The 12,824-nt window shown below is 62.2% G+C and carries 11 protein-coding genes and 1 pseudogene; 8 read left to right on the forward strand and 4 right to left on the reverse strand.

The window, feature by feature from the left end:
* Positions 1 to 64 precede the first annotated feature (64 nt).
* Together GNZ12_RS17095 and GNZ12_RS17100 are read left to right on the forward strand one after the other, a co-directional pair.
* Entirely contained in the window at positions 65 to 1,465 is a 1,401-nt protein-coding gene (locus tag GNZ12_RS17095) for an MFS transporter (RefSeq protein ID WP_172311790.1), read from the forward strand.
* A 27-nt stretch (positions 1,466 to 1,492) separates the two neighbouring features.
* The gene (locus GNZ12_RS17100; RefSeq protein WP_172311792.1) at positions 1,493 to 2,365 is read left to right on the forward strand and encodes an isocitrate lyase/PEP mutase family protein; all 873 of its coding nucleotides are present in this window, start codon (positions 1,493 to 1,495) and stop codon (positions 2,363 to 2,365) included.
* 78 nt (positions 2,366 to 2,443) lie between these two features.
* On the opposite strand, the gene GNZ12_RS17105 is transcribed toward GNZ12_RS17100, so the two are convergent.
* Complete coding sequence (locus GNZ12_RS17105; protein ID WP_172311794.1) at positions 2,444 to 3,331, reverse strand: LysR family transcriptional regulator; 888 nt, start codon at positions 3,329 to 3,331, stop codon at positions 2,444 to 2,446.
* Positions 3,332 to 3,434: 103 nt separating this feature from the next.
* On the opposite strand from GNZ12_RS17105, the gene catB2 reads away from it, so the two are divergent.
* The 3 genes from catB2 (at position 3,435) to catC (ending at position 5,964) form a co-directional block, all read left to right on the forward strand.
* The gene (catB2, locus tag GNZ12_RS17110) at positions 3,435 to 4,592 is read left to right on the forward strand and encodes a muconate cycloisomerase CatB2 (protein WP_172311796.1); all 1,158 of its coding nucleotides are present in this window, start codon (positions 3,435 to 3,437) and stop codon (positions 4,590 to 4,592) included.
* 47 nt (positions 4,593 to 4,639) lie between these two features.
* Positions 4,640 to 5,548 (forward strand): catechol 1,2-dioxygenase, encoded by a 909-nt coding sequence (gene catA, locus GNZ12_RS17115; protein WP_074283445.1) that lies wholly within the window; start codon positions 4,640 to 4,642, stop codon positions 5,546 to 5,548.
* Between the two features lie 125 nt (positions 5,549 to 5,673).
* Positions 5,674 to 5,964, forward strand: a complete 291-nt coding sequence (gene catC / locus GNZ12_RS17120) for a muconolactone Delta-isomerase (RefSeq protein ID WP_074283446.1) — start codon at positions 5,674 to 5,676, stop codon at positions 5,962 to 5,964.
* A gap of 57 nt (positions 5,965 to 6,021) precedes the next feature.
* Here catC and GNZ12_RS17125 read toward each other — a convergent pair whose 3' ends face one another.
* Positions 6,022 to 6,999, reverse strand: coding sequence for a PDR/VanB family oxidoreductase (locus tag GNZ12_RS17125; RefSeq protein WP_172311798.1), 978 nt, complete (start codon positions 6,997 to 6,999; stop codon positions 6,022 to 6,024).
* Between the two features lie 545 nt (positions 7,000 to 7,544).
* On the opposite strand from GNZ12_RS17125, the gene GNZ12_RS17130 reads away from it, so the two are divergent.
* On the forward strand, positions 7,545 to 8,291 hold the full coding sequence (locus tag GNZ12_RS17130) for a glucose 1-dehydrogenase (RefSeq protein ID WP_172311800.1): 747 nt from the start codon (positions 7,545 to 7,547) through the stop codon (positions 8,289 to 8,291).
* Between the two features lie 129 nt (positions 8,292 to 8,420).
* On the opposite strand, the gene GNZ12_RS17135 is transcribed toward GNZ12_RS17130, so the two are convergent.
* On the reverse strand, positions 8,421 to 9,302 hold the full coding sequence (locus tag GNZ12_RS17135) for a LysR substrate-binding domain-containing protein (protein WP_172311802.1): 882 nt from the start codon (positions 9,300 to 9,302) through the stop codon (positions 8,421 to 8,423).
* Between the two features lie 118 nt (positions 9,303 to 9,420).
* On the opposite strand from GNZ12_RS17135, the gene GNZ12_RS17140 reads away from it, so the two are divergent.
* Positions 9,421 to 10,650, forward strand: a complete 1,230-nt coding sequence (locus GNZ12_RS17140; RefSeq protein ID WP_235993772.1) for a 2-aminoethylphosphonate--pyruvate transaminase — start codon at positions 9,421 to 9,423, stop codon at positions 10,648 to 10,650.
* Between the two features lie 119 nt (positions 10,651 to 10,769).
* Positions 10,770 to 11,577: pseudogene (phnX, locus tag GNZ12_RS17145) on the forward strand (phosphonoacetaldehyde hydrolase).
* Positions 11,578 to 11,754: 177 nt separating this feature from the next.
* Here the strand turns inward: phnX and GNZ12_RS17150 are convergent.
* Positions 11,755 to 12,657: a LysR family transcriptional regulator gene (locus tag GNZ12_RS17150; protein WP_172311804.1), complete on the reverse strand. Its 903-nt coding sequence runs from the start codon at positions 12,655 to 12,657 to the stop codon at positions 11,755 to 11,757.
* Between the last annotated feature and the right edge of the window lie 167 nt (positions 12,658 to 12,824).

Below are 12,824 nucleotides of genomic sequence, written 5' to 3' on the forward strand. Positions count from 1 at the left end.
AATCTGCGTCGCAAATCAGCAGCACGACTGAGCGACGCCGACCATCAACGACATTGGAGACAACATGATGATTACGGCGAGCGCTGGCGCAAGACTGGATCGGCTGCCCCTATCCCCCTTTCATCGCCGCATCCTGTGGCTGATCGGCGGCGGGATGTTTCTCGACTCGTTCGACATCTACCTCGCCGGTGGCGTGCTTGGCGCACTGACCCGCAGCGGCTGGTCGACCATGCAGCTCAATGCAACCTTCCTCTCGTCGACCTTCATCGGCATGCTGCTCGGCGCACTGACGGCGGGCGTGCTCGGCGATGCCAAAGGCCGCAAGTTCACGTATCAGTTCAATCTGCTGATCTTCGGCCTCGCCTCGATTGCCGGCGCGCTCGCACCCAATATGACCTGGCTCATCGTCTGCCGCTTCTTCATGGGCCTCGGTCTCGGCGCGGAAATCGTCGTGGGCTACGGCTCGGTCGGCGAGTTCATTCCGCCATCCGTGCGCGGTAAATGGTCCGCCTATCTTTCGCTGATTACGAACTCGGCACTGTTCTTCTCCACATTCCTCGGCTTTCTGATCATTCCTTCGATCGGCTGGCGCGCCATGTTCGGGATGGTCGGCGTCGGCGCGTTGATCATCTGGGTGATTCGCAAGAAGATGCCGGAATCGCCACGCTGGCTCGAATCGAAGGGTCGCCACGCGGAGGCCGACGCGCTCCTCACAGCCATCGAAACGGAGGTAGCGCGGGATCGGCCGGGGCACGCGTTGCCGCCGATCGTCGAATCGAAACCCGTCGCCACGCAAAGCACCACGCTTTTGAGTCTGTTCCAGCGTCCCTTGCTGCACCGCATGTTCCTGTCGGTTTGCGTGCAGGTGGCGATCAATATCGTGATCTACGGATTCATCGTGTGGGTGCCGACCTTCCTGATGAAGCAGGGTCACGGCGTCGCATCGTCGCTCGGCTACACCGCATTGATGTCGCTGGGCGGCCCGGCCGGCGCGCTGGTCGGCGTGCTGATCGCAGACAAGGTCGGGCGCAAGAACGGCCTGATTGGCGTCGCCACGCTGGCGGCCGTGATCGGCTGGTTGTACGGACACTCGAGCAGCGTGGAGATGGCCACGCTGCTGGGCTTCATTCTGTTCACGCTGACCTATCTGATGGTCGCGCTCGGCATTGCCACCTACATTCCGGAATTGTTCGCGACGGAGAATCGGATGCGCGCCAACGGCGTGGCGGGTTGTGCCGGCCGCCTGGCAGGTATCGCCGCGCCGCAGGTGGTCGTGTTGATGTATGCCACCGGCGGCATCAAGGACGTGCTCTCCGTGATTGTCGGCGCGCTCGCCGTGCTCGTGGTGGTCCTGATCGCATTGGGCATCGAAACCAATCAACGTTCGCTGGAAGACATCGCTCCGGAAACGGATGCGCTGCCGCTCGCAACCGGGCACGAGATGCCCGGCAAACAACATCTTTAACCGCATCTGGACGTCAAGGAATTCGCCATGATTCGCAATAGTGCCCGTCTCAACCTCAAGGCCCGCTTGTCGCAACCAGAAATCGTGGTCGCCCCGGGTGTCTTCGACATGATCTCGGTGCGGCTGGCCGACAGCATGAAGTTCGACTGCCTGTACATGACCGGCTATGGCACGGTGGCGTCCTATCTGGGTGTGCCCGATGCGGGTCTCGCCACCTATACCGACATGCTCAATCGTGTCACCGCGTTCTGCGCGGCCAGCGACACGCCGATCATTTGCGATGGCGACACCGGTTACGGTGGCCTGCTTAACGTAGCCCATACCGTGCGCGGTTATGAACGCGCAGGCGCGGCCGGCATCCAGCTCGAAGACCAGGAGTTTCCGAAGAAGTGCGGTCACACGCCGGGCCGTCGCGTGATTGCCGCCGACGACATGGTCAGGAAGATCAAGGTCGCGGTCGAGACGCGTGTTGACCCGGACTTTCAGATCATCGCCCGCACCGATGCGCGTACCAGCCTCGGTCTCGACGAGGCGTTGCGACGCGGCGAAGCCTACGCCCGTGCCGGCGCCGACATCATCTTCATCGAATCGCCGGAGACGCCTGAAGAACTCGAGAAGATCGGCAAATCGTTCGACAAGCCCTTGCTCGTCAATATTGTGGAAGGCGGCCGCACGCCGCAACTGACACCGGCGGAACTGGAGGCGCTGGGGTTTTCGCTGGCGATCTATCCGGCGTCGGGCTTTCTGGCAGTGACGCACGCGCTGGAGCACGTCTACACCCAGATTCAGGCGCTCAAGGGCACTAATGGGGAGCAGGACGCAATGTACTCGTTCGCGAAGATGTGCGACCTGATGGGCTTCCCGGCCGTATGGGATTTCGACCGGCAGCATGCCGACTGAGACGCGGATCCACTCGATGTGAGGCGTGGCGTGCGGCGTATGCATGTGCCACGCCGGCGGCCCACCGCACGCCGCCCTTCAAACCCGTTTGAACAACTCCCGCGCCAGCGAACACAACAACGTCGTAGTCGGCGACTCATCCTGCAGGCGGCGGCTCATGATGATCGGCGACGCGATATTGGCGGCCGGAACCGGCCGGTACACCACGCCATGTGCGCGCAAACCCTCCACGCTTTCCGGCACGAGACACACGCCGACTTGCGCCGCAACCAGCCCCAGCGCGGTTTGCAATTCCCTCACTTCATGAACGGCCTTGGGCTCCAGCGCATGGTCATGCATCGCCGATAGTTGCTGGTCCGCATAGCTCGGCCGCGGCGTGCTCGGATAGATGATCAGGGTTTCCTGCGCGAGCTGGGCAAGCGTCAGCGGCTTCTTCTGGCGCGCGAGCGGATGGTCTTGCGGCAGTGCGGCAATCATCCGTTCTTCGACAAGTACTTCGCGCGCCAACTGTGCATCGTCGAAACGCAAACGGCCGAAGCCGACGTCGATACGACCGCCTTTAAGGGCACCGAGCTGTTCGATCGTAAACATTTCAATCAGCGACAACTCGATATGCGGCGCAGCCTCGCGAAACGCACGGATCACTGCGGGCAGCGCGCCATAGAGCGTCGACGGTACGAAACCGATCACGATGCGCTCGGCCAGTTGCGCGAGCCGTCGCGTGAGCGGAGCGAGTTCGTCGGCTTCGTCGACCAACCGCTTGGCCTGTGCATAGAAAATGCGGCCGGCTTCGGTCAGCCGCAGCGGCCGTGACCCCCGTTCGAACAGCGGGAGGCCAATGCTCTCCTCGATCTGCTGGATCTGGCGGCTAAGCGGCGGTTGCGTCATATGCAGGCGAGTGGCGGCCCGCGTGATGTTCATTTCTTCCGCGACCGCAATGAAGTAGCGGAGTTGGCGAAGTTCCATGCATACCCCTACGGTATGGAAGTAGTCGGAATCGGTGTTGGACTGCTTCGTGGGTTTGTTTTTACTATGGGGCTCCCGTTTAAGCAGTGCAGGAGGGCAACGAATGATAGCAACACCCGTGAAGATCGAGAGCGTGGAGACGATTCTCGTCGACGTACCGACGATTCGTCCCCACCGGCTCTCGGTCGCGACGATGAACTGCCAGACGCTGGTGCTAGTACGTATCCGCTGTGCCGACGGCGTGGTCGGCGTGGGCGAGGGTACGACCATCGGCGGCCTCGCATACGGCGAGGAAAGCCCGGAAAGTATCAAGGTCAACATCGATACGTACTTCGCGCCGCTGCTCAAGGACATGGACGCGAGCCGTCCAGGCGCGGCGATGGCGAAGCTGCGCGCGCTGTTTCAGGGCAACCGTTTTGCCAAATCCGCGGTTGAAACCGCGTTGTTCGATGCTCAGGCGCAGCGCCTCGGCGTGCCCCTGTCGGAGTTGTTCGGCGGCCGCGTGCGCGATTCGGTGGACGTTGCGTGGACCCTCGCGAGTGGCGACACGACCCGCGATATCGACGAAGCCGAGCGCGTGTATGAAGCGAAGCGCCATCGCGTGTTCAAGCTGAAGATCGGCTCGCGGGCGGTGGCGGACGACGTCGCGCACGTCGTGGCCATTCAGAAAGCGCTGGAAGGACGCGGCGAAGTGCGTGTCGACGTGAACCAGGCATGGACTGAATCCGAAGCGATCTGGGCCGGCAAGCGTTTTGCCGATGCGGGTGTTGCGCTGATCGAGCAGCCGATCGCCGCGGAGAACCGCGCGGGCCTCAAGCGTCTGACCGATCTCGCTCAGGTGCCGATCATGGCCGACGAAACGCTGCACGGTCCGGCGGATGCCTTCGCCGTTGCCAGTGCGCGTGCCGCCGACGTATTCGCCGTGAAGATCGCGCAATCGGGCGGCCTGACTGGCGCCGCGCAGGTGGCGGCCATTGCGCTTGCCGCGAACATCGACCTGTACGGCGGCACGATGCTCGAAGGCGCCGTGGGCACGATCGCCTCGGCGCAACTCTTCAGCACCTTCGGCAAACTGAAGTGGGGCACTGAACTGTTCGGGCCGTTGCTGCTGACCGAAGAGATTCTCACTGAACCGCTGCGCTACGAGAATTTTGCTTTGCATCTTCCACAAGGGCCGGGTCTTGGCATCACGCTCGACTGGGCCAAGATCGATCGCTTGCGGCGCGATACGCGCAAGGGCGCAAGCGTGACCCTCAACTGACGGTTCATCCGCTAGCCGTCAGAAACATCAAACGAAGGAGATACCCCATGAACAAGCAATCCATCGACGCGCTGCTGCAGAAGATCAACGACAGCGCCACCCACGAAGGCAATCCGCGCACCAAGCAGATCGTCAATCGCATCATCAAGGATCTGTTCTATACGATCGAAGACCTCGACGTGCAGCCGGCCGAATTCTGGACCGCGCTGAATTATCTCGGCGACGCGGGCAAGAGCGGCGAGCTCGGCTTGCTGGCTGCGGGCCTCGGTTTCGAGCACTTTCTCGACCTGCGTCTGGACGAAGCGGAAACCAAGGCCGGTATCGAAGGCGGCACGCCGCGCACCATTGAAGGTCCGTTGTATGTGGCAGGCGCACCGGTGTCCGACGGTCATGCACGACTGGATGACGGCACCGATCCGGGTCAGACACTGGTGATGCGCGGCCGCGTGCTCGGCGAAGACGGCAAGCCGTTGGCGAATGCGCTGGTTGAAGTGTGGCACGCGAATCATCTCGGCAACTACTCGTACTTTGACAAGTCGCAGCCGGCCTTCAATCTGCGCCGCTCGATTCGCACGGATGCCGAGGGCAAGTACAGTTTCCGCAGCGTGGTGCCGGTGGGTTACTCGGTGCCGCCGCAAGGGCAGACGCAGTTGTTGCTCGATCAGTTGGGCCGTCATGGGCATCGTCCGGCACATATCCACTTCTTCGTTTCGGCGCCAGGCTGCCGCAAGCTGACCACGCAGATCAACATCGACGGCGATCCGTATCTGTGGGACGACTTCGCGTTCGCCACGCGCGACGGCCTCGTCCCGGCCGTCAAGCAGGCCGAGGGCGCGGAAGGCAAGCCCTATGGTGTCGAAGGCCAGTTCGCGTTGATCGATTTCGACTTCACGCTGTTCAAGGAGCGCGACAACCTGCCGGGCGCTGAAGTGGAGCGCGCACGCGCCGAAGCCTGAGACGTCGTCGCTATGACGACTGGAAAAGCATAGACGTTGTATGAATCTGTCGCCCCTGGCTGCGCGGCGTAGTTTGCCGGGTAGTCAGGGGTTTTTTTATTGCCGATCAAGAAGGGAGAGTAAGCATGCTGTTTCACGTTGAGATGACCGTCAACCTGCCGCCTGAGATGGACGCGGAACGCGCCGCGCGTCTTAAGGCCGATGAGAAAGCGATGTCGCAGAAGTTACAGGAGGAAGGCGTATGGCGGCACTTGTGGCGCATCGCCGGGCGCTACGCGAATATCAGCGTGTTCGATGTGGACAGCCCCGCGCATCTGCATGACGTGCTGAGCCAGTTGCCGCTGTTTCCGTATATGGACGTCGAAGTGCGCGCGCTGTGCCGGCATGCCTCGTCGATTCGCGACGACGACCGGTAAGGGCGGCAGAGAGAAGGTGCTGCGAATGCAGCACCTGGTTGCATTGAAGATTGAGTCTTAAAGATCCAGCACCAGCAGCGGTGACGTCGCGCGTGAGACGCAGCAGCAGATCACCGTGCCGCTGGCGCGTTCGGCTTTACTCAGGCAATGGTCGCGATGTTCGGGCGTCCCACTTACGACGTCGACCATGCAGGTCCCGCATACCCCTTCGCCGCATGACGTGTCGACTTCGATGCCGATCGACGCCAGCGCGGCGACGATCGTCGTGTGTTTATCCACGCGTACCGTTGCACCGCTGCTGGCGATCCGCACGTCGAATGCATCGAGCGCGTTCGCTTCGCCACTAGTCGCCGAAGCGGGCTCGGCGGCGAAACGTTCGAGATGGATTGCCTCAGCAGTGACCCGCGTTTCGCCAACCGCCACCACACGCTCCATGAAGGGACCCGGGCCGCAGGTATAGAGGTGCGTGCCTTCGCGCGCACTTGCCACGCATTTGGCCAGCGCCGTATCCAGTTGCTGTGGCTCGACGCCGAAATGAAATCGCACGAAATCACTGAACGGTGCGCGCGACAGCAGCGGCAAGAACGCCGCATGCTCCGCGCTACGCGCGAAATAATGCAATACAAAGGACTGTTTCTGCTTGAGCAGCCGATAGGCCATGCTCAACAGCGGCGTCACGCCAATGCCCGCCGCGATCAGAATGTGGACGCTCGCATCGGGCGCGAGTTGGAACAGATTGCGCGGCGCACCGATCGTCAATTCGCTGCCGACAGTCACGTCGTCGTGCAGCGAGCGCGAGCCGCCGCGCGACGCGTCTTCGCGCTTGACGGCAAACAGATGCGCTTCACGATGGTCCGGGTCGCCGCATAGCGAATACTGCCGTGTGACGCCCGAGGGGCCGGTGACGTCGATGTGCGCGCCGGGTTCGTAGTGGTCGAACGGTTGGCCGTCCAGCCGCGAGACGCTGAACGAGCGCACGCTGTGTGCTTCGTCACGCACGCTGTCGACGCGAACGTTGAAGGTGTTTCTTTCCATGATCTTGCCGTCTAAGGGACCGAGAGGGGCAGGGCGGACACCGCATGCATGGCGAGGTGTCCGGTTGTGCGTCAAGGATAAGAAACGGCAGAGAATCAGGCAAATCGATTAAAAATCGGTTTCGTAATAAGCCTGATTCATAATACAGGGCTGACCGTGCATCCTCAGCTCCCCGCCAGATGCCGGACGAGTGCCTTCTCCGACTGTTTCAGCGTATTCAGCTCGCGTTGCTTCGTAAACGCGGAAACCAGTGAGCCGTGAGGCCCATCGTCTGTCAACGCGGCGCGAGCCGTTCAGTTAGCGCGTAGCGTAAGGAGGACCGCCGCTCGCCGAGCCGGCCTTTGTTTGCGCGATCTTTCCCAACGCCTTGCCGATTGTTCGGCTCATCCGACGTGTCTATTCGCCTTCAGCCGCTTTATCCCTACGGCGTGTGTGCCTACATTGTGTCCAGTGAAAGCGCCACGGGTTTTCCGGCTCCATCGACGTCAGCGCAGCGAATCTTCGCGGCAGCGCGTCGGCGCGCACTTCATCCAAAGGACACGATCATGAGCAAGCTCACAGGTAAGGTCGCGGTTGTAACGGGCGCATCGAAAGGCATCGGTGCTGCGATTGCGAAAGCACTGGCAGCGCAGGGCGCGTCGGTGGTGGTGAACTTTGCGTCCAGCAAGGCCGGCGCGGACGATGTGGTCGCTGCAATCACCACGGCGGGCGGCAAGGCCGTGGCCGTTGCGGGCGATGTGTCCAAGGCCGCCGACGCGACAGGCATCATCGATGCGGCAGTCGAAACGTATGGCCGCCTCGACATTCTCGTCAACAACTCCGGCGTGTATGAGATGGCACCGATCGAAGCGATCACCGAAGCGCATTTCCATAAGCAATTCGATGTGAACGTGCTGGGTCTGCTGTTGGTCACGCAAGCGGCGGTCAAGCATCTGGGCGAAGGCGGCAGCATCGTGAACGTCAGTTCGGTCGTCAGCCGCATCACGCCGCCGGGCAGCGCGGTCTATACCGCCACCAAGGGCGCGGTGGACGCTATCACCGGCGTGCTCGCACGTGAACTCGGCCCGCGCAAGATTCGCGTCAACTCCGTGAATCCCGGCATGGTGGAAACTGAAGGCACGCATAGTGCCGGCTTCATCGGTTCGGACTTCGAGCAGTGGGCGGTCAGCACAACACCGCTTGGCCGTATCGGCCAGCCTGACGATATCGCCGACGTCGCCGTGTTCCTCGCCTCCGACGATTCGCGCTGGATGACCGGCGAAAGCCTGATCGCCAGTGGCGGTTCGCGCTAACAGGATTGGCGCGCAGCGTGGGGTCGTGCGTTTGTGTGGTGAGGCTATGCACCGTCACGGCACGCGCTCACCGTATCGCGTCAGCCTGAAAAACGCTGCCGGGCAGCGCTTGCCCGGTGGCCTACCGCTTTATTGAGCCGTCACAGTAGCGGCGCTCGTCAACTCCACCGCAAACAACGCATCCAGCAGATTCGATCCCGGCCGCCCGGCGAGCCGCGTGAGCGATTCGATCATCTGCACCTGGCAATCCTGCAGCGGAATCATTTTGATCCGCCGCGATTCATTGAATTCGGCGCGCGCAATGACGCCGACCCCCATGCCTTGGGCGACCGCTTCCTCCAGCGCTTCACGCCCGTCCACGTACATCACCGGTTCGACCTGCAATGACTCGCGCACCAATTCGATTTCCAGCAACTGCTGCGTGACCGATTGCGGCTCGCGAAAAATCATCGGCTGCTGCACAAGCTCCGCGTAACTCAGCTTGCGTTTTTTCGCCACCGGATAGCGTGCCGGCACCATCGCCACGAGCGGATCGCGCCGCAGCACGCGCGACTCGAGCCGGCTGTGCACCTGCGGCGCGGCGGTAATGGCGGCGTCAACCGCGCTCGACAGCACGCGCTGCATGCAGTCCGCGGCATTGGCGATCGACAGCGTCACGACGATCCCAGGATGCAGCTGGCGAAACGCGCCGATCAGTGTAACGGCCAGATCGGGCGCGTCCGCGACCAGCGAGAGCGAGCCGGACTCGAGCCCACCCGCCGATTCGAGCAGTTGTCGCGCGTCGCGCTCGCAACTGAGCATCTGTCGCGTCACGATAAAGAGACGCAGGCCGAGTTCGGTGGTTTCGACGCCGCGTGGGCCGCGTTCGAACAACTTGACGCCATAATCCTGCTCGAGCCGCTTCACGTGATCCGACACCGCCGGCTGCGTGAGCGACAGCGCCTGCGCCGCTCTGGAAAACCCGCCATGTTCCGCGACCGCATGAAACGCTCGCAATTGCGCGTATTGCACGTCTGCCTCGTCAAGAGATAAGTTTTAACGATATCAGCATCAATTATATCGATTTTACCAATGGACAGCCTTTGGGCACTGTGTCACGACCGAAACAGCGATACCGGAGATTCCGAACATGGAAAGCGCGATCGATAGATCCCCGACAGTGTCCGCCATGCCTTCCACAGCGAAGTGTGCCGCGCCGGCCAAGGGCGAGCCGTATCTGTTGACACCGGGACCGCTGACCACGGCGTTCTCGACCAAGGAAGCGATGCTGCGCGACTGGGGCTCGTGGGACGGCGACTTCCGCGCCATGACCGCCCAACTGCGCCGCAGCCTGCTGGAGATTGCCGGCGACACAGCGGGCGAGTACGACTGCGTGCCGCTCCAGGGCAGCGGCAGTTACTGCGTCGAAGCCATGCTCGGCAGCCTGATTCCGCGCGATGGCCACGCCCTGGTGCTGGCCAACGGCGCCTATGGCAAGCGCATTGCGACCACCCTCGGTTATCTCGGCCGCGCCTGCACGGTGCTCGACAAGGGCGACTACCTGCCGCCGCGCGGCGCCGAAGTCGAGAGCATGCTGGACGCCGATCCGCGCATCACGCACGTGGTCGCGGTGCACTGTGAAACGAGCTCCGGCATTCTCAATCCGATCGAAGAAATCGCCGCCGCCACCGCGAAAAAAGGCCGCAAGCTGCTGATCGATTCGATGAGCGCGTTCGGCGCGGTGCCGCTCGATGTGCGTCAGATTCCGTGCGAGGCCTTTGTCTCGTCGGCGAATAAATGCATCGAGGGCGTGCCCGGTTTCGGCTTCGTGATCGCCCGCAAGAACGCATTGCAGGAAGCCAAGGGCCGCAGCCACTCGCTCTCGCTCGACGTGTACGACCAGTGGGACGTCATGAACCGCACCGGTCAATGGCGCTTCACGCCGCCTACGCACACGGTTGCCGCGTTTATCGAGGCGCTGCGTCTGCATAAGCTCGAAGGCGGCCAGGCCGGGCGTCTCGCGCGTTACGCGAACAACCGCGACGTGCTGGTCGCGGGCATGCGTGAACTCGGTTTCGAACCGCTGCTGAACGCGCGTTGGCGCTCGCCGATCATCGTGACGTTTTTCTCGCCGGCCCATCCGTCGTTCAAGTTCGAGCGTTTCTATGAATTGATGAAGGCGCAGGGTTTCATCATCTATCCGGGCAAGCTGACGGTGGTGGACAGCTTCCGCATCGGCTGCATCGGCCAGGTGGATGAGCGCGTGATGCACCGCGTGGTGCAGGCATGTGCACAATCCCTCCAGGCGATGGGTGTCGGGCACGCCGCGCCGCCGGCCGCGGCGATAGAAGAGCGCAAGACGCTGGCCGAAGCCGCTTGAGCAGGACGGCCCTGATGCGAGGGTCAAGTATCAGCCAGACAAGCAGTCAGTCATACCGACGGTCATACAAACGTGCGGCACGCCGCGCGAGCTTCACAACCTCCTGAGAATCGATGTAAATGAAACACGTAAAAGCAGTAATTTTCGACTGGGCCGGCACGGTGGTCGATTATGGTTCGTTGGCGCCGATGGGCGCATTTGTCGAGACGTTTGAGCAGTTCGGCGTGTCTGTCGATCACGATCGACGAAGCGCGTGGCCCGATGGGCATGGCCAAGCGCCCGCACATTGCGGCGCTGATGGCATTGCCGCGCGTGTCGCAAGCATGGGCCGACAAGTATGGCCGTATGCCGGGCGAGGTGGACATCGACGCCGTGTACGACGTCTTCGTGCCGAAGAACATCGCGGTGGCCGCGAGCTACAGCTCGGTGATTCCGGGCGTGGCGGAAGTGGCGAGCGCGCTGCGCAGCGACGACATCAGGATCGGCACGACCACCGGCTATACGCGCGAAATCATGGCTGAGATCCTGCCTGGCGCGGCGGCCCAGGGTTTCGCGCCGGATAGTCTGGTGTGTACCGGTGATACGCCGGAGGGGCGTCCGTCGCCCTACATGATCTACAAGACGTTGCCGGAGTTGGGTGTGTGGCGCGCGAAGGATGCCATCAAGGTAGACGACACCGAGGTAGGCATCGAGGAAGGGATCAATGGCGGCACGTGGGCGGTGGGCGTTGCAGTGAGCGGCAATGCGTTTGGCATGGCCGAGGACGATGTCAAGGCCCTGGCACCGGATGAATTTGCCTGGCGGCGCAAGGCGGCGATGCAGAAGCTGCAGGCCGCCGGGGCGCATTATGTGATTGATAGCGTGGCTGATCTGATGCCTGTTGTGCGCGAGATCGATGCGCGGTTGGCGCGAGGCGAACGGCCTTGAATAACAACCCGCATTTAGCTTGAAATAGCAGCGCGGACAGCTTGCCGCCGCGAGTGTCGCGGTCTCAGCCGTCAGAGCGGAAATGGGAGCGGGTGGAGTAGGGCTGACTAAGGTCATTCATATAAGCAGCCCTACTGTTCTTTCAATTCCGCTGGCCGGACCTTTGCTTTTGTCATTTCAGTTGAAATAGCCGACGGCGAGATCGATGAATTCGCGGATCTTGCGCGGCACGAACTCGCGGCTTGGATAAACGAGTGAGACCGCGACGTCGCCATTGAGCACGGTGTAGTCGTTGAGGATCCGCACCAGGGTGCCGGCGCGCAATTCATCGCTGACCATTTCGAGCGGCAGCAAAGCGATGCCCATTGCGCCGAGCGCCGCCTGCTTCTGCATGATCATGCTATTGACCGTGAACGACGGATCGAGCGTGATGCTTTCTTCGCCGCCGTTGCCGCCGTTGTTGCTGAATACCCAGGTCTGCGGACTGCTGTCGAGCGGCGCGGCGATCACCCGATGTTGCGCGAGATCGGCCGGGGTTGCCGGATAGCCGGCCTCGGCCAGATAGGCAGCGGCCGCCACCGGCACCGCGTGCGAGTTGATGAGACGGCGCGCCACGAGCGATTCCGAACGGATCATGTGTTCGGTCACGATACCCACGTCGAAGCCGCCTTCAAGCAGATCGACGCGTCTTTCGGTGAGCGTGACGCGCAGATTCACGTGCGGAAATTTTGCCTGGTACTCCGCAAAAAGTGGTGTGAGCCGGAACAACGAGAAGCTGCCCAATGCCACGATCCGCAGATCGCCCGCGACATCCTTCGAGGTGGTGGTCGCGCGTGATTCGACCTCTTCGAGTTCCGCCAGCAGAACGCGGCAGCCGTCGGCATAATCCGCGCCGGCTTCGGTCAGCACGACCTTGCGCGTGGTGCGCTGGAACAGCCGGATGCCAAGGTGCTTCTCGAGGCTCGACACGTGGCGCGTCACGACGGAGGTCGAGACATTGAGTTGCAGCGCGGCCTGCGCGAAGCTGCCTGCGTCGGCGACCTTGACGAAAGCCTGCATGGCCTGAAAAAGATTGATCATGGTGGTGCGAAATACGTGTTCGTTGAGGCGCGTGGCGAGATTCAGATTGCGCCTGAGCGGATGCAATTGTCTGTTGATTAGACGCGCTGCCTGATTTTGTGAGAAGACGCAGGCGGCGCGCGGCTGGCGCGTGAATTGTACTTCGCGGTGCCATGGGCGATCGTCCC

This window comes from Paraburkholderia solitsugae (genome assembly GCF_013177695.1).
Lineage (GTDB): Bacteria > Pseudomonadota > Gammaproteobacteria > Burkholderiales > Burkholderiaceae > Paraburkholderia > Paraburkholderia solitsugae.